This window comes from Arthrobacter oryzae (assembly GCF_030812315.1).
GTDB lineage: Bacteria > Actinomycetota > Actinomycetes > Actinomycetales > Micrococcaceae > Arthrobacter > Arthrobacter oryzae_B.
Map to the genome: position 1 here is coordinate 481,318 of NZ_JAUSSM010000001.1, position 25,806 is coordinate 507,123.

Annotated in this window: 23 protein-coding genes and 1 riboswitch; of the genes, 10 read left to right on the forward strand and 13 right to left on the reverse strand. The window is 65.6% G+C overall.

Annotated elements, in window-relative coordinates:
• Nucleotides 1–43: 43 nt before the first annotated feature.
• The 5 genes from J2S97_RS02255 to J2S97_RS02275 form a co-directional block, all read right to left on the reverse strand.
• Nucleotides 44–1,468, reverse strand: a complete 1,425-nt coding sequence (locus J2S97_RS02255) for an aminotransferase class V-fold PLP-dependent enzyme (RefSeq protein ID WP_307046154.1) — start codon at nt 1,466–1,468, stop codon at nt 44–46.
• 34 nt (nt 1,469–1,502) lie between these two features.
• Nucleotides 1,503–1,616, reverse strand: a riboswitch (SAM riboswitch).
• Between the two features lie 192 nt (nt 1,617–1,808).
• Entirely contained in the window at nt 1,809–2,621 is an 813-nt protein-coding gene (hisN, locus tag J2S97_RS02260) for a histidinol-phosphatase (RefSeq protein ID WP_307046156.1), read from the reverse strand.
• 108 nt (nt 2,622–2,729) lie between these two features.
• Nucleotides 2,730–3,845, reverse strand: coding sequence for a ribosome small subunit-dependent GTPase A (gene rsgA / locus J2S97_RS02265; protein WP_307046158.1), 1,116 nt, complete (start codon nt 3,843–3,845; stop codon nt 2,730–2,732).
• Complete coding sequence (gene aroA / locus J2S97_RS02270; RefSeq protein WP_307046160.1) at nt 3,835–5,214, reverse strand: 3-phosphoshikimate 1-carboxyvinyltransferase; 1,380 nt, start codon at nt 5,212–5,214, stop codon at nt 3,835–3,837. Before aroA ends, rsgA begins: the two co-directional genes overlap by 11 nt.
• Nucleotides 5,215–5,220: 6 nt before the next feature.
• The gene (locus tag J2S97_RS02275) at nt 5,221–5,769 is read right to left on the reverse strand and encodes a DoxX family protein (protein WP_307046162.1); all 549 of its coding nucleotides are present in this window, start codon (nt 5,767–5,769) and stop codon (nt 5,221–5,223) included.
• 363 nt (nt 5,770–6,132) lie between these two features.
• Here J2S97_RS02275 and J2S97_RS02280 point away from each other — a divergent pair, with 363 nt between their 5' ends.
• Together J2S97_RS02280 and rsrA are read left to right on the forward strand one after the other, a co-directional pair.
• Nucleotides 6,133–6,906 (forward strand): sigma-70 family RNA polymerase sigma factor, encoded by a 774-nt coding sequence (locus J2S97_RS02280; RefSeq protein ID WP_307046164.1) that lies wholly within the window; start codon nt 6,133–6,135, stop codon nt 6,904–6,906.
• Nucleotides 6,903–7,163, forward strand: coding sequence for a mycothiol system anti-sigma-R factor (rsrA, locus tag J2S97_RS02285; protein WP_028270137.1), 261 nt, complete (start codon nt 6,903–6,905; stop codon nt 7,161–7,163). The genes J2S97_RS02280 and rsrA overlap by 4 nt, the downstream gene beginning before the upstream one ends.
• 140 nt (nt 7,164–7,303) lie before the next feature.
• Here rsrA and J2S97_RS23940 read toward each other — a convergent pair whose 3' ends face one another.
• The 6 genes from J2S97_RS23940 to J2S97_RS02310 all read right to left on the reverse strand — a co-directional run bounded on the left by J2S97_RS23940 (nt 7,304) and on the right by J2S97_RS02310 (nt 14,987).
• Nucleotides 7,304–7,378, reverse strand: coding sequence for a 50S ribosomal protein bL37 (locus tag J2S97_RS23940; RefSeq protein WP_104061284.1), 75 nt, complete (start codon nt 7,376–7,378; stop codon nt 7,304–7,306).
• An 83-nt stretch (nt 7,379–7,461) separates the two neighbouring features.
• A complete protein-coding gene (locus J2S97_RS02290; protein ID WP_307046168.1) occupies nt 7,462–8,085 on the reverse strand; it encodes a PadR family transcriptional regulator in 624 nt (207 codons plus the stop codon).
• Complete coding sequence (locus J2S97_RS02295; RefSeq protein WP_307046170.1) at nt 8,086–8,913, reverse strand: DUF4097 family beta strand repeat-containing protein; 828 nt, start codon at nt 8,911–8,913, stop codon at nt 8,086–8,088.
• Between the two features lie 82 nt (nt 8,914–8,995).
• Complete coding sequence (locus J2S97_RS02300; RefSeq protein WP_307046172.1) at nt 8,996–10,282, reverse strand: serine hydrolase domain-containing protein; 1,287 nt, start codon at nt 10,280–10,282, stop codon at nt 8,996–8,998.
• A gap of 121 nt (nt 10,283–10,403) precedes the next feature.
• Nucleotides 10,404–11,003: a GDSL-type esterase/lipase family protein gene (locus J2S97_RS02305; protein WP_307046174.1), complete on the reverse strand. Its 600-nt coding sequence runs from the start codon at nt 11,001–11,003 to the stop codon at nt 10,404–10,406.
• A 174-nt stretch (nt 11,004–11,177) separates the two neighbouring features.
• Nucleotides 11,178–14,987, reverse strand: a complete 3,810-nt coding sequence (locus J2S97_RS02310; protein WP_307046176.1) for a multifunctional oxoglutarate decarboxylase/oxoglutarate dehydrogenase thiamine pyrophosphate-binding subunit/dihydrolipoyllysine-residue succinyltransferase subunit — start codon at nt 14,985–14,987, stop codon at nt 11,178–11,180.
• 284 nt (nt 14,988–15,271) lie between these two features.
• On the opposite strand from J2S97_RS02310, the gene J2S97_RS02315 reads away from it, so the two are divergent.
• From J2S97_RS02315 to J2S97_RS02340, 6 genes are all read left to right on the forward strand, one after another.
• Entirely contained in the window at nt 15,272–16,753 is a 1,482-nt protein-coding gene (locus J2S97_RS02315; RefSeq protein WP_307046178.1) for a GuaB1 family IMP dehydrogenase-related protein, read from the forward strand.
• A gap of 371 nt (nt 16,754–17,124) precedes the next feature.
• On the forward strand, nt 17,125–18,462 hold the full coding sequence (locus tag J2S97_RS02320) for a hemolysin family protein (RefSeq protein ID WP_307046180.1): 1,338 nt from the start codon (nt 17,125–17,127) through the stop codon (nt 18,460–18,462).
• Nucleotides 18,459–19,529, forward strand: a complete 1,071-nt coding sequence (locus tag J2S97_RS02325; protein WP_307046182.1) for a hemolysin family protein — start codon at nt 18,459–18,461, stop codon at nt 19,527–19,529. The genes J2S97_RS02320 and J2S97_RS02325 overlap by 4 nt, the downstream gene beginning before the upstream one ends.
• A 132-nt stretch (nt 19,530–19,661) precedes the next feature.
• Entirely contained in the window at nt 19,662–20,627 is a 966-nt protein-coding gene (locus J2S97_RS02330; protein ID WP_307046184.1) for a metal ABC transporter solute-binding protein, Zn/Mn family, read from the forward strand.
• Nucleotides 20,628–20,766: 139 nt separating this feature from the next.
• Complete coding sequence (locus J2S97_RS02335; RefSeq protein WP_307046186.1) at nt 20,767–21,570, forward strand: metal ABC transporter ATP-binding protein; 804 nt, start codon at nt 20,767–20,769, stop codon at nt 21,568–21,570.
• Nucleotides 21,571–22,458, forward strand: a complete 888-nt coding sequence (locus tag J2S97_RS02340; protein WP_307046188.1) for a metal ABC transporter permease — start codon at nt 21,571–21,573, stop codon at nt 22,456–22,458.
• Nucleotides 22,459–22,486: 28 nt separating this feature from the next.
• Here J2S97_RS02340 and J2S97_RS02345 read toward each other — a convergent pair whose 3' ends face one another.
• Nucleotides 22,487–22,951: a Fur family transcriptional regulator gene (locus tag J2S97_RS02345; RefSeq protein ID WP_104172316.1), complete on the reverse strand. Its 465-nt coding sequence runs from the start codon at nt 22,949–22,951 to the stop codon at nt 22,487–22,489.
• A 111-nt stretch (nt 22,952–23,062) separates the two neighbouring features.
• Between J2S97_RS02345 and J2S97_RS02350 the strand changes: the two genes are divergently transcribed.
• Nucleotides 23,063–23,719 (forward strand): MBL fold metallo-hydrolase, encoded by a 657-nt coding sequence (locus J2S97_RS02350; protein WP_307046190.1) that lies wholly within the window; start codon nt 23,063–23,065, stop codon nt 23,717–23,719.
• Here the strand turns inward: J2S97_RS02350 and J2S97_RS02355 are convergent.
• Nucleotides 23,716–24,816 (reverse strand): PLP-dependent cysteine synthase family protein, encoded by a 1,101-nt coding sequence (locus J2S97_RS02355; RefSeq protein ID WP_307046192.1) that lies wholly within the window; start codon nt 24,814–24,816, stop codon nt 23,716–23,718. The genes J2S97_RS02350 and J2S97_RS02355 overlap by 4 nt on opposite strands.
• A 136-nt stretch (nt 24,817–24,952) precedes the next feature.
• Between J2S97_RS02355 and J2S97_RS02360 the strand changes: the two genes are divergently transcribed.
• The gene (locus tag J2S97_RS02360; RefSeq protein WP_307046194.1) at nt 24,953–25,789 is read left to right on the forward strand and encodes a sulfurtransferase; all 837 of its coding nucleotides are present in this window, start codon (nt 24,953–24,955) and stop codon (nt 25,787–25,789) included.
• Nucleotides 25,790–25,806 lie beyond the last annotated feature (17 nt).

Consider the following 25,806-nt stretch of genomic DNA (forward strand, 5'->3'; position numbering starts at 1 on the left):
GCTGGATTTCTTACCCCTCGAATTTACCGCAAACGAGGCGCCCTCAGTCTTCGATGCAGGGAGCCGCCCCTGCGGTACCGGGCGTGTTGGGGGCCCAGTCCGGGTAGCTCCGCGTGTCGTTGGCCGGCACCCAGCGGCCCGAGTCCACCACGTAGTCCCAGCCGAGACCGGTCCGGCGGAGTTCCTCGATGCCGGCGAGCAGGCGCTGGGCATCCTCCAGCCTCGACCCGACGCCAAAGCTTGCCCGCAGCGAGCCGGAGGGAAGCCCCAGGCGCTTGAGCAGCGGGTGGGCGCAGAACCGGCCGTCGCGGAGGCCGACACCGTGCTCGGCGGAAAGATAGGCGGCCACGAGGCCGGCGTCGTAGCCCTCAACCGAGAAGTTGACCACGCCGATGGTGTCCGTTGCCTGGTCCGTGTCGCTGAAGATTTGGTGGACGGTGATGCCGTCGATTTTCCGCAGGCCTTCGACGAGGAAGGACCTGATGGCGGTTTCGTGGGCGTGCCACAGCTCCTGGTCCAGTGCCCCGATGACTTGGGTGGCTCGTGCCAGCGTGGCTGCACCGAGAACGTTGGGCGACCCGCCCTCATGCCGTGCCGGTCCGGTAGCCCAGCTGACGGAGTCCAGCCGGGCCTCGCGGACGGCTCCGCCGCCGGCAAGGTGGGGAGTTCCGGCGTCGAGCCAGTCCGGCCGGCCCACGAGGACACCCGAGCCGAAAGGTGCGTACAGCTTGTGGCCGGAGAAGGCGAGGTAGTCGACGTCGTCCCTTGCGATGTCGATGGGGCGGTGCGGGGCGAGCTGTGCTGCGTCCACAACGATCCTTGCGCCGTGTTCGTGGGCGAGCGCGGCCAGCTCGCGGATCGGGAGGATTTCTCCGGTGACGTTGGAAGCTCCCGTAACAGCCAGGAGGCTGATATCACCCTGGCTGAGCTCGGCGCGCAGGTTCTCCAGCGTGGCGCTCAGCGTGGGAGCGGCAACAACACTGCGGTGCGGCACACCCTGCCAGGGGAGCAGGTTGGCGTGGTGTTCGATGTCGAGATACAGCACCTCACCGGTGTGTCGTCCGTCTGCCACCGGCAGGCAGCCCGCCAGCAGGTTCAGGGAGTCGGTGGTGTTCCGGGTAAAGATGACTGAATCGTCAGTCCTGCCGCCGACGAATCCCCGGACGATGTTACGGGCGTTTTCGTACACCGAGGTGCTGATCTGCGAGGCGTAGCCGGCGCCGCGGTGAACGCTGGCGTAGTACGGCAGGATCTCATTCAGGTATGCAGATACGACGGACAGGGCCGGGGCGGATGCTCCATAGTCCAGGTTTGCGTAGCGCACGTGTCCACCTTGGATCAGCGGAGCCTGGATTTCCGCCCCTGTGACGGCCGAGAGCGGCCGTTTTGCAACAGTAAAGCGTTCGTCCAGAAGGGTTGCGGCGGCGGATGTGGTTCCGTGGTTTGCGGGGAACGTGGCAGTAGTCATGGGGACCTCACTGTAAAGGACCCCTCACTCCGGGGATCCGCGCTTGCCGGGTCCGTTCCGGACCGGCCTGGTCGTCACCCGGGGCACCCCACCGCGAATGGAGGGTTGCCGGCCAGCAAACCGGGGTTTCGCGCTGGCACTCGTGACCTGTTTCGAGATTAGGACATTCGCGGCGCCGCGGGAAAGTCGCGGCAATTATTAAGCCTTTTGTTACGCCTGCCGAAAGACAGGGCTCCGGCCGAATAAACGACGGCGGACACCCCCTTGCGAAGGGTGTCCGCCGTCGTTTATTCTGCGGTCCGTGAATGCGGCCGCCCCCGTTTCCGGGGCGGTACACGCGTCAGAGGAGGTCGTCGAGGTCCGGGTTCAGCCGCTTGAGGACTTCGGAGTGGAGGATCGAGTTGGTGGCAAGGGCGTTTCCCCCGAAGGGGCCGTCTACTCCCTCCAAGGAGGTGAAGCGGCCGCCCGCTTCGGTGACAATCGGCACCAGCGCAGCCATGTCGTAGAGGTTCAGCTCCGGCTCACAGGCGATGTCCACGCATCCCTCGGCAACCATGCAATACGACCAGAAGTCGCCGTACGCGCGGGTCCGCCAGACCTCCTCGGTGAGGCCGAGGAACTCGTCCAGGTTGCCGCGCTCCTTCCAGCCGCCCAGGCTCGAATAGGAGAGTGAAGCGTCCGAAAGCTTGGACACGTTCGACACCTTCAGCCGCGTCGCAGCAGCAAGGGACCGCCCCATATAGGCACCGGCGCCCTTCGCAGCCCACCAGCGCTTGCCCAGTGCCGGCGCGCTGACAAGGCCAACCACCGGCTCACCCTCGTCGACGAGGGCGATCAGGGTTGCCCAGACGGGCACGCCGCGGACGAAGTTCTTGGTGCCGTCGATCGGATCGATGATCCAGCGGCGGGAACCGTGCCCGGAACTTCCGAACTCTTCGCCCAGGACGGCGTCACGCGGACGGGAGCGCGAGAGCTGTCCGCGGATGGATTCTTCAGCTGCCTTGTCAGCATCCGTTACCGGGGTCAGATCCGGTTTGGTTTCAATCTGAAGGTCCAGCGCCTTGAAACGGCTCATGGTCTGGGAGTCAACAGAGTCGGCCAGGACATGGGCGAGGCGCAGGTCATCGTTGTAGCTCGAAGCGGGTTGGGTCATGGTTCCAAACTACCGTCTCTGCGCCCGGCTGGCTGGGATGCCACGTCCTGCTCCGTGCTGCCATGGGCCTGTGCCGGTGGCAGGGCCCGGGCACCGGCGGCGAAAACGCTACGAAACAATGCCCAGTTCTTTGGCTTCCTGGGCTTCCATCCGGGGATCGGTGCCGAGCAGGCGGCGCAGCGACGCCAGCCGGGCTGCGCCGGACGGCCCTGCGTGACCTTCCGAAACCCAGGCGTCCACTCCGCAGTTGACGGCGGAGGAATCATGCTTGCAGCCGCGTTCGCAGGCATCCGTGCCGGGCTCGAGGTCGGGGAAGGACCGCAGGATCCGGTCCGGGTCCACATGGGCGAGGCCGAAGGACCGGATGCCCGGTGTGTCAATAATCCAGCTCCCGGCAGGCGCATCGCTGATCCGCAGGGCAAGGGCCGACGACGACGTGTGCCGTCCCCGCCCGGTGACGGCGTTAACGCCGCCGGTTGCGCGCTCTGCGCCGGTGAGGGCGTTGACCATGGTGGACTTGCCCACGCCGGAATGGCCAAGCATGACCGTCACCTTGCCGTCGAGGTGGGTGCGCAGCTGCGATACGGCGTCGCTGTCGAGCCGGGCGGACAGCCCGTCATCGGAGCGCGCATCGATTCCCGAGGCGGCTGCATCGGCGGTCCTGCTGATGATCACGGGGAAATTGAGGTGCTTGTAGTTGGACAGGAGTTCGGTGGGATCCTTGACGTCCGCCTTGGTGACGAGCAGCAGCGGCTCGATCCCGGCGTCGTAGGCCGCCACCAGGGCGCGGTCAATAAAACCGGTGCGCGGTTCGGGATTGGCGGCCGCAACCACCACCACGAGCTGGTCGGCATTTGCAACGACCGCCCGCTCGATGGGGTCGGTGTCATCGGCGCTGCGCCGCAGGAGCGTGCGGCGATCCTGGATCTTCACGAGCCTGGCAAGGGTGTCGGGCGCGCCGGAGACATCGCCGACGAGGGACACGAAGTCGCCCGCCACCACCGGCGAACGGCGCAGTTCGCGCGCCCGCGCGGCGATGACGGTGCGCTCGTTGCCGGTATCTTCGCCCACCACCGCCGTGTAACGCCCGCGGTCCACCGTGATGATGCGGCCGGTTACGGCGTCGTCATAGCTGGGCCGGTCCTTGGTGCGGGGACGCGTACCTTTCTTGTTGGGACGGACCCGGATATCGGACTCGTCCCATGTGCCGGTGCTACGCCCCACTGGCCTGTTCCGTCTGCAGGCCCGGCTGCCGTGTGAGCATGGCTTCCCACAGTTGCGGGAAGTCCGGCATGGTCTTGGATGTGGTGCCGATGTCTTCGACCCGGACGCCGTGAACAGCGAGGCCCAGGATGGCCCCGGCCGTGGCCATGCGGTGGTCGGCGTAACTGCGGACCACGCCGCCATGGAGCTTCGCGGGTCGGATCACCAGGCCATCGGCGGTTTCCTCGGCATCCCCGCCAAGGCGGTTGATTTCGGTGACGAGGGCGGCAAGCCTGTCCGTCTCATGGCCCCGGAGATGCGCTATGCCGCTGAGCCTTGAGGGACCCGTGGCCAGTGCGCACAGCGCGGCGACGGTCGGCGCAAGTTCACTGGTGTCGGCGAAGTCCGCTCCCTTGATTTCGGGCCCGCCTGTCACCGTGAGTGTCCCGTTGTCCAGCGTGACGGTCGCACCCATCTCGGTCAGGATGCTCCGCCAAAGATCGCCGACCTGGGTTGTGGGTGCGGGCCAGTTGGGAATGCGGACCGTGCCGCGAGTCGCCAGTGCCGCGGCAAGGAAGGGCCCGGCGTTGGACAGGTCCTGTTCAATCCGGCGGTCGAACGCCCGGATGGAGCCCGGCGCCACAATCCAGTGGTTAGGGACGGAGTCGTCGACGGACACGCCGACTTCCCGCAAGACGGCCACGGTCATGTTGATGTGGTCCAGGCTGGGGACGGGCTTGCCGACGTGCTCCAGGTGCAGGCCCTCGCTGAAACGCGCTCCCACGAGGAGCAGCGCGGAAACGAACTGCGACGAAGCGCTTGCGTCAATCACCAGATGGCCGCCCCGCACTTCGCCCGTGCCGTTCACGGCGAAGGGAAGCGAGGAGGGCCTTGTTCCGTCCCCGGCCTTGACCTCAACGCCGAGGGCAGCAAGTGCCTCGATGATGGTGCCCATGGGCCGCTTGCGTGCGTGCGGGTCGCCGTCGAAAACGGTGGCGCCGTTGCGGAGCGCAGCCACCGGCGGGACAAAGCGCATGACGGTGCCGGCAAGTCCGCAGTCGATGGCGGTATCGGCCGCCGCGGCGTCCGGGCTGAGCGGTGTGATCTCAAGGTCAGGCCCGAACGAGCCGTCCCCCGGGACTTCCCGGATAGCGGCTCCGAGCTGGCGCAGGGCCCGGATCATCAGCGCGGAGTCGCGCGAATGCAGTGGCGCACGAAGGCGGGACGGGCCGTCGGCCAGGGCGGCGAGGACCAGATACCTGTTAGTCAGCGACTTGGATCCCGGCACGGTAACCGTCGCGTCGACCGGTGTCTCAGCGAACGGTGCGGGCCAGTGGGTACCGTCCGCAGTTGCGGACGCTGCCGGGGTGGTGGGGGCGGTGCCTGTCATTCGTGCCTATGCTTTCACTGCGTGGTCCACGGCTTTGCGGACGGCCTTGTCGGCCTTCTTCAGCTGCTTGCCGGTGGTCTTACGGACGTCCGCAGTCAGGTGGCTGGCACCCTTACGGGCATCAGCGGCCAGGTGCTCGGCCCGCCAAGCCAGGCTCGGCTTGCCGGCGGTGTCCACGGATGCCAGCAGGACTCCGCCGGTGAGTGTGACGTTCTTCAGGAGCTGGGTGCGGCGGGCGTCGCGGCCTTCCTTGGAGGTGATATCAGCGCTGCGCCACTCGACGAAGGCATTCAGCGCTGAAATGACCGCGAGTACGGAAGCGGTGAGCCGGGCCGACTTGCCCAGGGCGAAAAGCACGCCGGCGCCCACCTGGGTGCCGCCGATTACCCGGGCCAGCACCTTTTCGTTCGTGGCGAACGGGAGGGAGTCCGCCGCACGGCGCAGCAGAGGGGACAGCTGCGTCGCAGTGTCATCCGCGTTCTTTAGCTTGTCCAGGCCGGCGAGAACAAAACTGGAGGCCAGCATGGGCCGGGCGAGAAAACGGACAAAGGACATGAATTTCCTCCTGGGTGGACGAGCCGCGGAACTTCTGCGGGAGAACCGGTTCTAGTCTTGCACTTTTGCGGAATATTTGCCCGCCGGACGTGGTTGTGAAAGGCAGGTCCCGAAGAGTCAGGGGCCGTGCATGGCCACGGCCTCGGGATACCTGCGGGCTCCGGGCGGTTCACACGCCGTCGGCGTCAGCACGGGCGTCCTCAGCTGGACGCGACAGTACGGACACAGAGCGGAGATGGAGCTTTGACATTGGTAAGGGACAGCGTGGAACTCCTCGCGCCACTGGAGTTGCCCGAACGCGACGGCGAACCCGGCGGTCGTCCGCCGGGAACCGCCACGCGCGTCACAGTAGACTTGAAGGCAATGAGCACCATTGATCCGGCCGTTGCGGCCATATATGAGGCGGCCGGAAACGACGCCAAGACCATCAGTGAGTCCCCGACGGACGCTGCGGTCCGCCCTGCCGCCGGGCCGGACACTGCCGGGACAGGCGCTGCGGAGCCGGCAGTCGACGTCGGGTCCGAGACCCCGGAGCAGCGCAGGCAGCGGTTTGAACGCGACGCCATGCAGTACGTCGACCAGCTCTATTCCGCTGCGATGAGGATGGCGCGCAATCCTGCCGACGCCGAAGACCTGGTCCAGGAGGCGTACACCAAGGCCTTCTCCGCATTCCACCAGTACAAGCCCGGGACCAACCTCAAGGCATGGCTTTACCGAATCCTCACGAACACTTACATCAACCTCTACCGCAAGAGGCAGCGCGAACCGCTGCAGTCGAATTCGGACACTATTGAGGATTGGCAGCTGGCGCGTGCGGAGTCGCACACCTCAACAGGGCTGCGCTCCGCCGAAGCGGAAGCACTGGACCATCTTCCCGATTCCGATGTGAAGCGGGCCCTGCAGGCGATCCCGGAAGAATTCCGGCTCGCCGTCTACTTTGCTGACGTGGAGGGGTTCGCGTACAAGGAAATCTCGGACATCATGAACACCCCCATCGGCACTGTGATGTCCCGGCTCCACCGCGGCCGGAAAATGTTGCGGGACATGCTCGCGGACTATGCCGCAGAGCGGGGTTTCAAAGCCGCAGCCGATTCCGGCGCAGCGGCCGAAAGCACAAAACAGGAGAACAGGAAATGAGCGACTGCCAGGGACTGGGCGATTGCGACGACGCCCGGATGCAACGTATTTACGAATACCTGGACGGTGCGCTGACCCACAGCGACATCGCCGAGATCAAGGATCACCTGGACGGTTGCCCGGAGTGCCTTGAGGAGTACGATCTCGAGTGCGTCATCCGCAAGGTGGTCAAGCGGTCATGTACGGAGGCTGCCCCGGAGAACCTGAAGAACGCCATCCTGGATCGGATCCACTCGATTCGTCCTGTGGAGGCCTAGCTTCCCGGCGACTGAGGCGGTCCGGCTGGAGCCGGCGTACCTCCGCCCGGGCTGCCGCCTGTAGCCTTAAAGCGAAGGGCCCCGGAAACCATGTGGTTTCCGGGGCCCTTCGCTTTAAAGCTCATGTTCCAAACCGTAGTTTAGGCGTTGGGGCGCTTCCCGTGGTTCGCGCCGCCACGCTTACGGTCACGACGTTTACGTGCTCGCTTGCTCATAGCTGGCCTCCTTAATCTTGGTACTCAAAAGAGCTGCCCTCAAGTCTCCCACATCACGCGACGGCCCGCGAACCGAGTCCCGCTCAGTGACTGTCGGCTTTGAGCGAGTCGCGGATTGATATCCGTGCCTGGTCCAGGACCGTTCGGATCGTTTCCAAGGTGACGCCGCTGATGGGGGCGGAGCCGGCCCGAGCCCGAAGTTCCGCCCTGAGGCTGTCCCTGAAAGCCTGGAGCAGCATTTCCGCTTCTTTGAGCGTTCGGTCGCTTTCGGCGGTATGCCGGGTACCGCGGTCAGGAAACCCGGCCGAACGCGCCGATGACCTGGCTGCTTCCGCGGTGGCGGCAAGGTCGGCCCGGAGCCCGCGCATATTGGCCCGGATGTCCTCGCGCAGGTTATCGGCAAGCCTCCGCACCGAGTCGGAAATGTCATTCTCGACGCCGGCGAGTTCGTCCCGGCGCCGGTTGAGCTCCACCAGCCCGGCGGGCGTGATGCGGTAATTGGTGCGGCGTCCCTCGGACTCCGTCGCCACGAGCCCCTCTTCCTCCAGCTTGCCGAGCCGCGGGTAGATGGTACCGGCGCTGGGGGAGTAGGTTCCCCCGAACCGTTCACTGAGGGCTTTGATGAGTTCGTAGCCATGCTTGGGGCCGGACTCCAGCAAGGAAAGGAGATAGAGGCGCAGTGCGCCATGTGCGAAGACGGGAGGCACCTAGAGCCCCGTTTCTGCGTCCGCCGGCGACTGGCTGTGGATGATGGACGTCTTTCCGGAGACGGAGTTGGTCCGGACCAGCATTAGCTGGGCATCCGGGCCCGCGATGGTTTGTACCTTGCCGCCGGGCTGGACGTACTTCCGGTCATCAATGACCACGGCGCCGCTGGCGGACTTGGCCACGATGTCCACGCCGACGTCGTGGGGTAGCCGTACGGTGAGGTCACCTGACACCGAGTTCGCCCCGAAGTCGTGGGTGAAGCCCAGGAGGTCGAAGCTCATGTCGCCGCTGACCGTGTTTGCGCGGATGTTGCTGAACCGGCCGGACGCCGTGACTTCGCCTGAGACGCTCTTGGCGGTGAGGACGCCGTCGTGGTTCCGGGCGATGACTTCGCCGCTGACTGTGTTGACGTGGAGCTCGCCGGCGGTGCCGTCGGCCATGACGGAGCCCGAGACGGTGTTCAGCTTCGTGTGCCCGCTGATCCCCGAGACGAAACCGTCGCCGCTGACAGTGCCTGCTTCGACTTCCACTCCGGCCGGCAGTGCAATGCTGATCACCACGGAGTTGGTGCTGCTGTTGTTGACTGTTCCCATGAGGTTCTTGAACCAGCCCTGGGCGCCGTGAAGCTGGTGGCGCACCTCGAGCCGGCCATTGGCCAGAGTCACACTCAGCGGGTCGCCGTGGATTTCGGATACCTCGATCCGCGTGACATCCTCGGCGTGGGTGACCACATCGAACCGGCCCCGAATGATGCCGAGCTTGAGCGACCTTACGCCGTCGACGTCGATGGTCTGCGGACCGGTGACGGTCCAGGTGGTGTCGTCCACAGTTCCTCCAAGTTGCGATATATCGTGAATATGAGGTTCACGATATATCGCGTCTTGGGGAAACGCAATAGTCCGGCGGCGGTCAGCGGTAGATCTTTCCGATTAGGGTACGCGCGATGGTGGTGGCCGGGTCCCGGCCGTCCGGCGTGGGGGCCAGGTTGGCCCAGACAACCAGGGTGACCTTGTTCCCGGGGTCATAGCCGGCGAAGGTGTTGAACCCGGGCAGCTCACCGGTGTGCCCGAAGAGGTTCCCGAATTTTGCGATCCCCAGCCCGTAGAGGGCGCCTCCCGGGTCGTCGGCGTTAACCGGCCGAAGGCTTTCCAGGCGCAGCTTTTGCAGGTCCGGCCCCAGAACCTTCCCGCCGCCGAGCGCCTCGGCCCAGGCTGCCAGATCCTCCGCCGTCGAAATTCCCGAACCTGCGGCCCAGCCCCACGAGGGATTCATGGCTGTCTGGTCGGTGGGCTGGAGCGTCCCGTCGGCGGCAGCCTTTTGCATGTCCTCGGGGAGGGCCCGGTCATCGAGGGTCAGCACGTTGGTCCCGAACATGTACCCCTGCGGATGCGGCGAGGGAATGGCGTTGGACGTTTGTTCGGGAAAAACGGATCCGGTCAGGCCAAGCGGCGTGAACAGCCGGTCGCGAAAGGACTCCGCGAGCGGCTTGCCGTCCAGGGCCTCCGCGATCAGGCCCAGCAGCACTGTATTCGTATTGGAATAGCGGAAGCCCTCGCCGGGAGCGAAGTACGGCGGATGGCGGAAGGCAACGGCGAGCAGTTCGTCCGGGGTCCACGCCTTTCCGGGATCGGCGTCGAGGACCTGGTTCACTTCGAGGGCGGTGGTGTAGTTGTAGAGCCCGCTGCGCATCGTCAGGAGCTGTTCGATGGTGATGTTGGCACCGTTGGGCACATCCGGGCGGTAGTCTGCCACCGCGTCGTCGAGCTTGATCCTGCCTTCCTGGACCAACTGCAGAATCACCGTGGCGGTCCAGGTTTTGGTGACGGAGCCGATCCGGACATGGTCTACCGGCGTGACCGGATCGGATCCGCCAACGCTTCGCACCCCGTAGGTGCGGGTGAGGTTCCCGCCGGGGGTCCGCAACAGCATCACTGCGCCGGGAAGGCGCAGTTCACTGGCAGCTTCGGTGAAGGTCTGCTCAAGCGCGGCCTGGTCGAAGGGTTGCAGCGCGCCGTCGGCCGACGAAGCCGACGGTGCAGCGCTCGCGGTGGTAGACGGCGAATGCGATGCTGACCCGGTTGCTGAGCCGGCAGGGGCGGGAGCCGGCCCCGCACTGCATCCCGCCAAGGCCAGCGTCAGTGCCGCGGCCAGCACTGCGGGGCCGTTGGAGACCTTGGAATGTCCGGAAATGGCCATGACCCACAACCTTCTGTCGACGGTGGTATGGGGCCATTGGGGCACGGCAAGGACTTAGGTGTCAAGCATCCCCGGCTCGGTGCAGCCAATTGCCCGCGGGCGCCGTGGCAGGGAGTTGGTGTCACTCCGGAGCGGCGATGCCCAGCCACTGGAACCAGCCGCGGTGCAGAACCAGCCAGGCCATCAGGCCGTAGCCGGCCTGACCAGGCGTGCCGCTGTTGGCTGCAAGGTCCTGGCGCCATTGTTCGTGGTTGAGGAGCGGTGAAAAAGTGTCCACATAGAGGTGCTTGCGCCGTGTGGTGACGTCTGCGAAGGCCGTGTTCAGTTCACCCAGCCGGCGGTTCTGCGCCGGGTCGAGCGACGGCGGCGGGCCCACCACAAAAACCTCGATCTTGTTCTGCGATGCGGAATCCAGGATGTTGGCGAGATTCAGCCGGCTGCGGGCCGTGGACAGCCCGAACTCGACGTCGCGTCCGCTCAGTCCGATCACCAGCCGGTTTTCGTGATTATTGCCGAAGCGGCGACCGGCCTCGTCAAGCCACCGGCCGGCGAGGCCCTCGGTGCCTTCCTGCGGACAGGGGAGGGCGTAACACTCAACCGTTATGCCGTCCTGCGGAGTGCGGGCCAGCACGCGGCCCAGCCAGCCCAGCGCCCGGGGATCGCCCAAGCCGGCCAACAGTTCATCTCCAACAGCCGCAATCCGCAGCTTCCTGTCTTCCACGACTACCTCTTTACCCTCAATATGCAACTAAATTCAGCGTTCCATGGAAACGGGCTCCCGGCCAACTCCGCGGGGGACCGGCGGCATTTACCATAACCAGCGCTGCCCCTTCCATTAACCAGCGCTGCCCGGCCGGAGTCGTGAATTTCGAGTTCCGGCCGGGCAGCGTTCAAGCTACTTCCGTGCAAACGCCTGCTTGAGGAGGGTATCCTGCTCCGCGGCGTGCCGCTTCATGGAACCGGCGGCCGTGGAGGCCGAGGCCGGACGGGACACCAGCTTCACCCTGCGGTCCAGTGCCTCGGGCAGGTTCAGGCCCATGAACGGCCACGGGCCCTGGTTGGCCGGTTCGTCCTGTGCCCACACCACTTCGGCGTTCGGGTACTTGGCGAGTTCGGCAGCGATTTCAGCGGCGGGCAGCGGGTAGAGCTGCTCGACGCGGACGATCGCGGTGGTCTTGTCGCCGGTCTTCTGCCGGGTGGACAGGAGATCGTAGTACAGCCGGCCGGAGACCAGCAGCACACGCTCGACGGCATCTGCCTGCAGGTGCTCGTGCTCGCCGATGACGGGCTGGAAGGCACCCGTGGTGAAGTCTTCCACCGAAGAGGCTGCGGCCTTCAGGCGGAGCAGCTGCTTGGGCGTGAAGATGATGAGCGGCTTCCGCGGCCTGCTGTACGCCTGGCGGCGCAGCAGGTGGAAGTGGGAGGCCGACGTCGTGGGGTTGGCCACGATCATGTTCTCTTCGGCGCACATCTGCAGGAAGCGCTCGATCCGTGCGGATGAGTGGTCCGGGCCCTGGCCTTCGTAACCGTGGGGCAGCATGAGCACCAGCGAGGAGCGCTGGCCCCACTTCTGCTCGGCCGAGGAGATGAACTCGTCGATGATGGTCTGCGCGCCGTTGACGAAGTCACCGAACTGCGCTTCCCACAGGACCAGCGCGTCGGGGCGCTCCACGGAGTAGCCGTATTCGAAGCCCATTGCCGCATATTCGGACAGCAGGGAGTCGTAGATCCAGAGCTTGGCCTGGTCATCGGAGAGGTTGCCGAGGGGCAGCCACTCGTTGCCGTTGGCGCGGTCGTGGAACACGGCGTGGCGCTGCACGAACGTGCCGCGGCGGGAGTCCTGGCCGGCGAGCCGGACGGGAACGCCTTCCATGATGAGTGAGCCAAAGGCTGCGATCTCGCCAAAGCCCCAGTCGATGCCGCCTTCGCGTGACATCTGCTCCCGCTTTTCGAGGAGCTGCTTGAGCTTGGCGTGGACGGTGAAGCCCTCGGGGATTTCGACGTGGGCCTTGCCGATGCGCGCCAGGGTTTCGGCGGAAATCGCGGTGGAGGCCGGTGCGTTGGTGCCGAAGTCGGCCTGCTGGGCGATGGGCCGTTCGATGTCCGAGACGGCGGCGGAATCCGCAGTGATGATCGGGATCGGTGAGGTCTGGGCCGCGTGGGTCTCGGCGAAAACGCGTTCCAGCCGCTCCTGGTAGTCGCGGAGCAGCTGCTCGGCTTCTTCCTCGGTGATGTCACCGCGGCCGATCAGGGATTCGGTGTACAGCTTGCGCACCGAACGCTTGGCTTCGATCAGGTTGTACATCAGCGGCTGGGTCATCGAGGGGTCATCGCCCTCGTTGTGCCCGCGGCGGCGGTAGCAGACCATGTCGATGACAACGTCCTTGTGGAAACGCTGGCGGAACTCGTAGGCGAGCTGGCCGATGCGGACCACAGCCTCCGGGTCGTCGCCGTTCACGTGGAACACCGGCGCCTGGATCATCTTGGCGACGTCCGTGGAGTAGGTGGAGGAACGTGAGGAGGACGGCGCCGTGGTGAAGCCGACCTGGTTGTTGACCACCACGTGGATGGTGCCGCCGGTGCGGTAGCCGCGCAGCTGGGAGAGGTTGAGCGTTTCCGCCACCACGCCCTGGCCTGCGAAGGCTGCGTCACCGTGCACCATGATGGGCAGCACGGGGAAGGCCTCGCCCTGGTCCAGGCGGTCCTGCTTTGCCCGGACGATGCCTTCGAGGACCGAGTCGACGGCCTCGAGGTGCGAGGGATTGGCGGCGAGGTAGACCTTGGTCTCCTTGCCGTTGTCCGACGTGAAGGTGCCCTCGGTGCCGAGGTGGTACTTGACGTCGCCGGAGCCCTGTACGGAGCGGGGGTCCTGGGTGCCTTCGAATTCGCGGAAGACCTGTGCGTAGGTCTTGCCGGCGATGTTGGTGAGCACGTTCAGGCGGCCGCGGTGGGCCATGCCGATGGCCACTTCGTCGAGGTTGTCGTCAGCCGCGTCGGAGATGATGGCGTCCAGCAGCGGGATCAGCGATTCGCCGCCCTCCAGCGAGAACCGCTTCTGGCCCACGAACTTGGTCTGCAGGAAGGTTTCGAAGGCTTCCGCTGCATTGAGCTTGGACACGATGCGCAGCTGCTCTTCGCGGCTCGGCTTGGAGTACGGGTGCTCCAGCTGGTCCTGGAACCATTTGCGCTCGGCCGGATCCTGGATGTGCATGTACTCGATGCCGGTGGTGCGGCAGTAGGCGTCACGGAGTACGCCCAGGATGTCGCGGAACGCGAGCTGGGGCTTGCCGCCGAAACCTCCGGTGGGCCACTCGCGGTCCAGGTCCCAGAGCGTCAGCCCGTAGGTCAGGACGTCGAGGTCCGGGTGCTTGCGCTGAACGTATTCCAGCGGATCGGTGTCCGCCATGAGGTGGCCGCGGACACGGTAGGAGTGGATGAGCTGCTGGATCCGGGCGACCTTGTTTATCTGGTCTGACGGGTCAATCTGGAGGTCAGGGCTCCAGCGCACGGGCTCATACGGGATGCGCAGGGCCTCGAAGATCTCATCGTAGAAGTTCTGCGCGCCCAGCAGGAGCTGGTGCACGAGCTTCAGGAACTCGCCGCTGCCGGCACCCTGGATGACGCGGTGGTCATACGTGGAGGTCAGCGTGAGGACCTTGCTGATGGCGTTGTGCGCGATGATCTTCTCGCTTGCGCCCTGGAACTCGGCCGGGTAATCCAGTGCGCCGACGCCGATGATGGCCGCCTGGCCCTTGGAAAGGCGGGGCACGGAGTGCACGGTGCCGATGCCGCCCGGGTTGGTGAGGGACACGGTGGTGCCGGAGTGGTCATCCGCCGTCAGCTTGCCGTTGCGGGCGCGCTTGATCAGGTCCTCGTAGGTGTGCCAGAACTCGGAGAAGTTGAGGGTCTCCGCCTTCTTGATGTTCGGAACCATCAGCAGGCGGGTGCCGTCCGGCTTGGGCATGTCGATGGCGATGCCGAAGTTCACATGTGCCGGCTGGACCGCAACGGGCTTGCCGTCCACTTCGTCGTAGTAGACGTTCATGGAGGGGAACTGGGAGAGGGCCCGGATGACGGCGTAGCCGATCAGGTGGGTGAAGGAGACCTTGCCGCCGCGGGCACGCGCCAGGTTGGAGTTGATGACCACCCGGTTGTCGATCAGCAGCTTTGCAGGAATGGCCCGGACGCTGGTGGCCGTCGGAACTTCCAGGCTGGTGACCATGTTGGACGCGATGGCCTTCGCGGGTCCGCGAAGGACGGAGACGACGTCCTCCTCGGGCGCAGTGGGGGCCTTGATATTCTTGGGCAGCTGTGCCGGGATAGGCGGGGCGCCTGCGGCTTCGGGCTTCTTTGCGCCGTCGCGGGCAATGGTGGCAGGAGCTTTCTTGGCCGGGGCCGCCTGCGGCTGGGCAGCAGCGGGCTGGGCAGGAGCAGCCGGCTTGGCAGGGGCTGCCGGCGACGGTGCCGGTGCTGCCGCAGCCGGAGCTACAACTGGAAGTTCGCGAGTTGCGGGGTCGGCGGGCGCCGGTGCCCCCGAGGTCCCGTTGGAAGACGAGCTGTCACCGGCGTCGAAAGATTCGAACAGCGGCCACCACTTGGCATCCACAGTGTTCTTGTCCTGCTGGTAACGCTCGTACAGTTCGTCAACGAGCCACTCGTTTCCGCCAAATTCCTCTGGTAGACGGTGGCTAGGCTGCTCTGGCACTTGAAATACGCCTCTTCCATGAGTTTGATTTCCCTCTGGTCGCCTTCGGTGCGTCAGCACAACAATCGAACCAGTCTCTGCGTCCTGTGAACCCAGACCTTTGCCAGTCTAGTGACGATTCTTGGTTAACTGCCAATAAGGGTGACCCAAATCATGTAGAGGCGAAACTATTGCGGAAATAAGCCTCCGGAGCAGTCTCCGGAGCCGTCTCCGGAGCCGTCCCGCTGGGGGCCGGCCTCTCGCCTAGACTCGGACTGAGAACCCCTTTTCGACGAGGAGCAGCCGTGCGTTTTTTGAGTGAACCGTCAACCGACCTGACTTATTCGGACGCCTTCCTGGTGCCCTCGCGTTCGGACGTGACATCGCGGCTGGATGTGGACCTCGCGGCCGACGACGGCACCGGATCATCCATCCCGCTGGTGGTGGCCAACATGACAGCCGTGACCGGAAAACGGATGGCCGAGACGATGGCCCGCCGCGGCGGGCTGGCAGTCCTGCCGCAGGACGTTCCGCTGGAGGTACTCCGGGACGTCACAGCCTGGATCAAGTCCCGCCACAGGGTGTTCGAAACGCCGGTGAGCCTGCTGGCCTCGGAAACGGTCATCGATGCCCTCCACCTGATGGGCAAACGGCCGCACGGCGCAGTGGTGGTGGTGGATGACGCCGGCAAGGTTGCCGGCGTGGTCCGTGCGGCGGACTGCGAGGGGCAGGACCGTTTTGCCTCCCTCGCGTCGGTCATGCGGCAGGCCCTGGTGCTCGACGCCGCCGCGTTCGAAGCCGGTGCCGCGGAGGGGGCTGGAGCAGGCTCCGCCGCCCGTGAAGCCTCCCTCCGGGCGGCTTTCGGGGTCATGGACTCCGCGGGCACGGACTTCGCCCCCGTTCAGCTCGGCGGTTCCCTCGCTGGCGTCCTCACCCGCAAGGGCGCCCTTCGTTCCACGATCTACCGGCCACTGCTGGACGCTGCGGGGAAGCTCAAGGTGGCTGCCGCCGTCGGAATCAACGGTGATGTGGCGGGCCGGGCAGCGGAACTGCTGGCCGCCGGGGTGGACGTGCTCGTCATCGATACGGCCCACGGGCACCAGCAGAAAATGTTCGACGCCCTGGCGGCCGTCCGCAGCCTGAACCCCACGGTTCCGCTCGTGGCCGGCAACGTCGTGACCGCCGATGCCACCCGGGAACTGATCGACGCCGGCGCGAATATCGTCAAGGTGGGAGTTGGCCCGGGTGCCATGTGCACCACCCGCATGATGACGGCCGTGGGCCGACCCCAGCTCTCCGCCGTGCTGGAGTGCGCTGCTGCGGCACGCGCCGCCGGAGGGCGGATCTGGGCGGACGGCGGCGTGCGGTATCCGCGTGACGTGGCCCTGGCGCTGGCGGCCGGGGCAAGCCAGGTCATGATTGGCTCGTGGTTCGCAGGGACGCACGAAAGCCCGGGGGACCTGCAGCCCGATGTGAACGGCCGCCTGTATAAGGAGAGTTTCGGCATGGCGTCGGCCAGGGCGGTGCAGAACCGGAACCAGGGCGAGGGCGCTTTCGAGAAAGATCGCAAGGCGCTCTTCGAGGAAGGCATTTCCACGTCGCGCATGTACCTGGACCCCGCCCGGCCGGGTGTTGAGGACCTCGTGGACATGATCACGGCGGGGCTTCGCAGTTCCATGAGCTACGCCGGGGCCGCCGACCTCGCCGGTTTCCGTGAGCGTGCCGTTGCCGGAATCCAGTCGGCGGCCGGTTATGAGGAAGGCCGGCCCGTTCCGCAAAGCTGGTGAGGGACTGCCGGCTGGACCGGCAGGGAGGGACTGCAGGCGTCTGCCGGCCGCTCCTGTGCGCCGCATCTGCTCCTGTAGACTGAAATTCTTATGGACAGTAAATCTAGGTGCCGGCCTGGGGGCTGTCAGCGGAGCAGGAACACCAGCTCCCCGCAGCCAACCCACAGAGCCGGCAAACCCCGTTCACGCGCCCATCACTCTGCAGCAGTTCACCACGCCGCAGCCTTTAAGGAAACAGGGTCGGCACCGGCTGACCATCCTCCGCCGGCCAGGCTCCCCGGCAACATCTCCTCCCCTTCACCCGCCGGGTCCTCGGCGACTGGTGACCCCGAAAGCGGACTTTTCCCCGGATCTCCGGAGGCAAGGCGCTAATGGAATGGTTACTGCTTGGAGCAGGCATCCTGCTCATCCTTGGCACGGGCTTCTTCGTCGCCGTCGAGTTTTCCCTCGTCGCCCTTGACCAGGCCACGGTCCAGCGGGCCGTGGACAATGGCGATGCCGCGGCCGTGCCGCTGCTCAAATGCCTCAAATCGCTGTCCACGCAACTTTCGAGCTGCCAGCTCGGCATTACCCTGACCACACTGCTGACCGGTTACGTCATGGAACCGTCCGTCGGACAGCTACTGGAAGGTCCGCTGACGGTGGCCGGCGTCCCCGAGGCAGCAGCTGCCTCGATTTCCCTGGTGCTGGCCATGACCATCGCCACCCTGTTGTCGATGCTGATCGGCGAACTGGTCCCCAAGAACATGGCCATCGCCCTCTCGCTGCCCATCGGCAAAGCCGTTGCCCGCCCGCAGTTGGTCTTCACCGCCATCTTCAAGCCGGCCATCATCGTGCTGAACGGGTTCTCCAACAAGGTGCTGAACGTCTTCGGACTGGAGGCCAAGGAGGAGATCTCCGGTGCGCGGACACCCGCGGAACTGGCATCCCTGGTGCGGCGCTCCGCCGCCATGGGAACGCTCGACGCCGGAACGGCCAACTTTATCGACCGGACGCTCAAGTTCTCCGGCCGTACGGCCGCGGACGTTATGACGCCCCGGATCCGGGTGGAGACCATTGCAGCCGAACAGCCGGTTTCGGACATCGTGGACGCCGCGAAGCGCACCGGATATTCGCGTTTCCCGATCATCGGTGAATCCGCTGATGACATACGCGGCCTGGTCCACGTGAAGAAAGCGATCGCCGTTCCGTGGGACCGGCGCGCCAACCTCGAAGCCGGCGCCATCATGACGGATGTGCTGAGGGTGCCCGAAACCATCCACCTGGATGCCCTGTTGGCTGAACTGCGGGAAGGAAACCTGCAGCTCGCCGTCGTGCTGGACGAATACGGCGGCACGGCCGGCATTGCAACGCTGGAAGACCTCGTCGAGGAAATCGTCGGCGAAGTCGCGGATGAACACGACAAAGTCAGGCCGGGGCTCCTCCAGAGCGCTTCCGGCGACTGGTACTTCCCGGGCCTGCTGCGCCCGGATGAGCTCTCCGAGCAGATTCCGGGACTGACTGTTCCTGACGAGTCCGCCTACGAAACTGTCGGCGGCTATGTGATGAGCCAGCTTGGACGGATCGCGGTGGTGGGGGACACCGTCGACGTCGGAGGCGGAACGCTAAGCGTGACCCGCATGGAGGGACGCCGGATCGACCGGATCTGCTTCAAGCCATCGCCGGTGCACGGCGAACAGCATGTTGCCGGCAGGGGAGGCACCGCATGAGCGACTGGGCAGGAATCCTGTGGCTTGTAGTCCTCCTGATCGGCAACGCCTTCTTCGTGGCCGCGGAGTTCGCGGTGATGTCGGCGCGCCGGAGCCAGATCGAGCCGTTGGCGGAAGCCGGGTCCATCCGGGCCCAGACCACGTTGAGGGCCATGGAGAATGTCTCGCTGATGCTGGCCTGTGCGCAGCTGGGCATTACGGTCTGTTCACTGCTGATCCTGCAGGTCGCTGAACCTGCGATCCACCACCTGATGGCGGTGCCCCTGGAAGCAGTGGGCCTGCCGATGGAAATCGCAGATGTCGTGGCGTTCACCGTGGCGCTTCTTGTGGTGACCTTCCTGCATGTGACCTTCGGCGAGATGGTGCCGAAGAATATTTCGGTTTCCGTCGCGGACAAGGCCGCCTTGTTGCTGGCACCGCCGCTCATGTTCATTGCTCGGCTCGTGAATCCGGCGATTGTGGCCCTCAACTGGTCCGCAAACCACATTCTGCGGCTGATGCGGATCGAACCCAAGGATGAGGTCAACTCCTCGTTCACGCTGGAGGAAGTCCAGTCGATCGTGCAGGAATCCACCCGGCACGGGCTGGTGGACGATGATGCAGGGCTGATCACCGGAGCCTTGGAGTTCTCGGAACATACGGCATCCGACATCATGGTCCCGCTGGACAAGCTGGTCATGATGAAAGCGGCCACCACGCCGGTCGAGTTCGAAAAGGCCGTCAGCCGGACCGGATTCTCCCGTTTCCCGATGATGGACGAGGACGGCATGCTTTCGGGCTACCTCCACATCAAGGATGTGCTGTCCATCCCGGAAAGCGACTACGAGCATCCGGTTGCGGAAAGCCGGATCAGGTCCCTGGCGAACCTGTCCATGGACGACGAGATCGAGAAGGCCATGTCCGTGATGCAGCGCACCGGTTCGCACCTGGCGCGTGTCATTGGACCGGACGGAAACACCGGCGGCGTTTTGTTCCTGGAAGACGTGATCGAGCAGCTGGTGGGCGAGATCCGCGATGCCACCCAGGCGAAGGGCATCCGCCGCCTGGGTCAGCCCGACGGGGAGTAGCCGGCCAGCGGACGCATGTTGCCGGGGTAGCCCTAAATAGGAATCATTCCCATTTAGGGCTACACTCGACTTGTTGCTAATGCTCCTGATTCTCATGTAGCCAGTCCAGATAACCAGATCAGAGGTTCTTCCGTGCGCCGTTCAGCCGTCCTTTCTGTCACCGCCCTCACCGGCCTGAGCCTGCTGTTGTCAGCCTGCAGTACGACGGCGGGCGGCCAGCAGGAGGGTTCCGGCGCCATCGAGGTTGTCACCTCCACGAACGTCTACGGGGACATCGTCCGCGAAATCGGCGGCGACAAAGTCAACGTCAAGGCGCTCATCACCAAGGCAAGCCAGGATCCGCATTCCTACGAGGCCACCACGCAGGACAAACTGGCGGTCTCCAAGGCCAAACTGGTGGTTGAAAACGGCGGCGGCTATGACGATTTCATCCACAAACTGGCCGACGACAGCAACCTGGGCCATGACAACATCATCAGCGCTGTCGAGGTGTCCGGGCTCGCACCCGAGGAGGAGCCGGCCGCCGGTTCCACGGCCGAGGAGGATGAGCACGGACACTCCCATGACCACGGAGCCTTCAACGAACATGTCTGGTACAGCCTCGATGCCATGACCAAGCTGGCCGACGCCGTGGAGGCCAAACTCGCATCGCTGGAGCCGGCCTCAGCGCCAGCCTTCAAAACCAATGCCGCCGAGTTCAAGCAGGAGATCTCCGGGCTGAAGGCCCAGGTCACCGGACTCACGCCCACGGCCGGCCAGGCACCTGTCGCCGTTACGGAACCCGTTCCCCTTTACCTGCTCGAGGCCGCCGGCCTGGTGAACAAAACCCCGGCGGATTACACTGCGGCGATCGAGGAAGATTCCGACGTGCCGCCCGCGGTCCTCAAGGAAGCCACGGAACTGGCAGGTTCAAAAGACATAAAGTTCCTGGCGTACAACACGCAGACGGAAGGCCCGCAGACGCAGGCCCTCAAGAAAGCAGCCGAAGCGGCCGGCGTTCCGGTGCTGGACTTCAGCGAAACCCTTCCCGACGGGAAGACGTACGTTCAGTGGATGAGCGCCAATGTGGACAGCATCAAGCAGGCGCTGGGCAAGTAGCCCGCCGCAGGCAAACCGCCCCAACTGGGCCGCCGGCATCGGACCGTGCCGGAGTGAACCATCCTTGGACGGGCCGTCCTAAGATGGTGGGGGCGCTTCGCCCCGCATGAATCGAGGATAAAGAACGTTGAAACCGGTAGTGAGCCTCCGCGGAGCCACCCTGAAGTTCGGCAAACGGACGCTCTGGGAGGACCTGGACCTCGACATCAATCCCGGCGAGTTCTTTGCCGTCCTCGGCCCGAACGGCAGCGGCAAGACCACGTTCCTGAAGGTCCTGCTGGGACTCCAGGAACTCCATTCCGGGTCGGCCAGGTTAGGCGGCCGCCCCGTGGAACGGGGCAGCAACCTGATCGGCTACATTCCGCAGCAGAAATCCTTCGCACCGGACACACCCCTGCGCGCCCGCGACCTTGTGGGACTCGGCGTCGACGGCCACCGCTGGGGACTCCGTCTGGGCGCGGCCAAGGCCAACCGCAGGATCGATGAGCTGTTGGACCTCGTCGGCGCGGCAGAGTACGCCAAGGTGCCGGTGGGCCAGCTCTCCGGCGGCGAACAACAGCGGCTCAGGGTGGCCCAGTCGCTGGCCGCCGATCCGCAGGTTCTCCTGTGCGACGAGCCGTTGCTCTCCTTGGACCTTCAGCATCAGCAGGCTGTCAGCGCACTGATCAACAAGCAATGCCGCAGCCAGGACAGTGCCGTGGTCTTCGTCACGCACGAGATCAACCCGATCATCGATTACGTGGACCGCGTCCTCTACCTTGCGGGCGGACGGTTCCGGGTGGGCAAGCCATCCGAAGTGATGACTACCGAGGTGCTCTCCGGGCTCTACGGCAGCCGGGTGGAAGTGATCCACGCCAACGGCCGGATGATCGTGGTGGGGCTGCCCGAGGCGGCGACGCACCACCACGAGGATGCGCATTCCGTGGCAGGGGAGCTGGGCTAATTGGACTTCGACAGTATTCTCCGTGCCATTTTCAATTTCGAGAACTACGGCGAGCTCCTGGTCCTGGTGCAGAACTCCATCTGGGCAGGTGCCCTGCTCGGGCTCCTCGGCGGGCTCATGGGCACCTTCGTGATGAAGCGCGACCTCGCCTTCGCGGTCCACGGAATCTCCGAGTTGTCCTTCGCCGGCGCTGCCTTTGCGCTGCTCATCGGGGCGGACATTGTTTTCGGATCCCTCATCGGTTCAGTGCTCGCGGCCCTGCTCCTGGGCGTGATGGGCGTCCGTGCCCGGGACAAGAATTCCATCATTGGCGTGATCATGCCGTTCGGCCTTGGCCTGGGCATCCTCTTCCTCTCGCTGTACGAGGGGCGGGCTTCAAACAAGTTCGGCCTCCTGACCGGGCAGATCGTGTCCGTGGACACGGTCCAGCTCCAGGTGCTTGCCACGGCGGCCGTTGTGGTGATGATTGCGCTGGTGGCCATCTGGCGTCCACTCACCTTCGCGAGCGTGGACCCGGAAGTGGCGGAAGCGCGGGGCGTGCCCGTCCGGACGCTGGGCATCGGCTTCATGGTGCTGCTGGGAATCAGCGTGGCGCTGTCCATCCAGGTGGTGGGGGCGCTGCTGGTGCTCGCGTTGCTGATCACGCCTGCGGCCGCGGCGCTCCGGGTGACGTCCTCGCCCCGGCTCGTGGTGACGCTCAGCGTGGCCTTCGCCGTGACAGCCACGGTGGGCGGGATCATGCTTGCCCTGGGCGGCCGGATTCCCATCAGCCCGTACGTGACCACGCTGTCATTCCTGATCTACGTTGTGTGCCGGATCATCGGCGGTGTGCGGGCCGGGCGCGGCCTGAACGGACGCGTGCTGCCGGCGGAGGCCGGAGCGGCCTAGCTGCAGACCTATCCTGCGGCTTTTCCGCCTAGCCTGCGGCGGCCTTCCGCGCCGTGCAGTCCGGGCACAGGCCGTAGATCTCAACGGTGTGGGCCACTTCGGTGTAGCCGTGCTCCGCTGCAGTCCGTGCGGCCCAGGTCTCTACTGCGGGAGCCTCGACTTCCACAGCCTTGCCGCAGTTTCGGCACAGCAGGTGATGGTGGTGGCCCGTGACGGCGCACCTCCGGTACACGGCCTCGCCCTCGCCGTTTCGCAGGACATCCACCAGTCCGTCATCGGCCAGCGACTGCAGGATCCGGTAGGCCGTGGCCAGCGACACGGAGGTGCCCTGGTTCTGTAGGATGCGGTAGAGCTCCTGGGTGCTGACGAAGTCGTCAAGCTCGTCCAGGGCGGCGCTCACCGCCAGTCGCTGCTTGGTGACACGCTGCTCCCTGCCTCCGGTGGCAGCCGGTGCGGCTAGCTTCGTGCCGTCGGCTTTGGCGCCGTGGGCCATGGATGGACTCGCTTCCCTGAGGGGTGTTGGCAATGTCCTAGATTACCAGCCGGGGTCCATGGACACTGCCGTTCATGGACACTGTCGTGCGGGCCACCCTAGGCTGGCTCCATGAAGCTGACCAAGTACACCCACGCGTGCGTCCGGTTGGATAAGGACGGCCAGGCGCTCGTGCTGGACCCAGGCACGTTCTCCGAAACCGACCTGGCCCTCGACGGTGCCGGGGCGGTCCTGATCACCCACGAACACGGCGACCATGTTGATGTCCCGGCCGTGGCCTCGGCACTGCAGGGCAATGATGCGCTGCAGGTCTTTGCCCCCGCCGGCGTTGCCGCGAAGTTGCGGTCCGAGGCGCCGTTCGCGGCCCCGCGGATCCATGATGTGGACCCGGGCTCGACATTCCGCGCCGTCGGATTCGACGTGCGGACCTTCGGCGGGCAACACGCGCTGATCCACCCCCAGATCCCCGTGGTGGCCAACATCGGGTACCTGATCGACTCCAATGTGTACCACCCCGGGGACTCCTTTGTGATACCGGACGGCGTTGCTGTCCGGACCCTCCTGGTCCCGGTGCACGCACCCTGGAACAAAGTGGGTGAGGTGGTGGACTTCGTCATCGGCGTCCGCGCCGGCAAGGCGTTCCCCATCCACGATGCCCTGCTCAATGAAACCGGACTCGGCCTGATTGAAGGGCACGTGAAGCGGCTGGGGGCCAAGTACGGCACCGAGTATGCACACCTCGCCAGCGGCGATTCAGTGGAGGTCTAGGTCCCGACCGGCCAGGTTCCGGTTTCGAAGAAATCCTTGAGGGTGGCTTCATGCGGCCTCGGGTCCAGGCCGCGCGCCTGCAGCCACGTGTCGTTGTAGTAGCTGCCCGCGTACCGGTCACCGGCGTCGCACATGAGCGAGACCACGCTGCCCCGCGTTCCGTCCGCGATCATTTCAGCGATCAGCTGCCACACGCCCCAGAGATTGGTCCCGGTGGACGGGCCGGCATGCAGGCCGGCAAGATCCTGCAGGTGCCGCATCGCGGCCACCGACGCGGCATCGGGCACCTGGATCATGTGGTCGATCACGGCGGGCACGAAGCTTGGCTCCATCCGCGGGCGGCCGATTCCCTCGATGCGTGACGGCATCCCGGTGCTGAAGCCGGCGACGCCGTCCCTCCAGCCGGGGTAGAAGGCGGAGTTCTCCGGGTCCACGACGGCGAGTTCCGTGTCGTGGCGGTGGTAGCGCAGGTACCTGCCGATGGTGGCGCTGGTGCCTCCGGTGCCCGCCCCCACCACGATCCAGCGCGGAACCGGATGCTCTTCGAGGGACAGCTGCTGGAAGATGGACTCGGCGATGTTGTTGTTCCCCCGCCAGTCGGTGGCCCGTTCGGCGTAGGTGAACTGGTCCATGTAATGCCCGCGAGTTGTCATGGCGACTTCCTCCGCAGCCGCGTAGACCTCCGAGGCGTGATCCACGAGGAGGCACGACCCGCCGAACTGCTCGATCAGGGCGATCTTCTCCGGGCTGGTGGTGCGGGTCATGACGGCGATGAACGGCAGGCCAAGTAGCTGGGCAAAGTAGGCTTCGGAGACGGCCGTGCTGCCGCTTGAGGCCTCCACGATGGTGGTGCCTTCCCGGATCCAGCCGTTGACCAGGCCGAAGAGGAACAGCGAGCGCGCCAGCCGGTGCTTGAGGCTGCCCGACCGGTGCGTGGATTCGTCCTTCAGGTACAGCTGGACGCCCCAGTGTTCCGGCAACGGAACGGAGTAGAGGTGCGTGTCTGCCGACCTGTTGTTTTCGGCGTTGATCCTGCGGACGGCTTCATCGGCCCAGGCGCGGTCCTGGCTGCTCACACGGTTACCTGCTCTGCTCACCGATTCAGCCTACCCGGGACGGACGGCCTCCACGGCTACAGTTGGAAATGGCTGGCCGCCCGCAAGGAAGCCTTACGGATACCCGCGTTTCCTGCACCGGCACGGACAGCCTGTCATCCGAACCAAAGGAGATTTGATGAACCCCCTGATGGACGTGTCCGCGCTGAACCACCGGATGACCTCCGGCGAGCGCACCGTTCTGCTGGACGTGCGCTGGGCGCTGGGCGATCCCCACGGCCGCGAGCACTACCTGGCGGCCCATATTCCGGGCGCCGTCTTCGTTGACCTGCCCACAGAGCTTGCAGGGCCAGCGGATCCGGGCCAGGGCAGGCACCCGTTGCCGCCGCTTCAGCAGTTCCAGGAATCGGCGCGGTGCTGGGGCATCCGGGACCACGACGTCGTGGTTGCGTACGACGACACGGGCAGCACGGCGGCCGCGAGGCTCTGGTGGATGCTCCGCAACGCCGGTTTTTCCAACGTCTATCTGCTCGACGGCGGCCTGTCCGCCTGGCGGGCGGCCGGGTACGCCGTCGAAGGCGGCCTCGAGCAGGCCTCGCTGGGCGACGTCACGCTGACCGACGGCTCGATGCCGGTGATCGACGCGGCCCAGGCCGCGGAGTGGTCCGCACGGGGCGTGCTGCTGGACGCGCGGGCGGGGGAGCGCTACCGCGGTGAGATCGAACCCGTCGATCCGCGGGCCGGGCACATTCCCGGCGCAGTGAGTGCCCCCACGGCCGCGAACATCGGAAGCGACGGACGGTTCCTGCCCCCGGAGGAGCTGCGGGAGCGTTTCACCGCCCTCGGGGTCCGGTCGGACGTCCCCACCGCCGTCTACTGCGGTTCGGGCGTTACGGCCGCGCACGAAATCGCTGCCCTGGAAATCGCCGGCTTCCCGGCGGCGCTGTATCCCGGCTCGTTTTCCCAATGGTCCAATGACCCCGCCAACGAGGTTGCCACGGGGGCGGCTCCCTGAGGCTGGCGCCGGTGGCG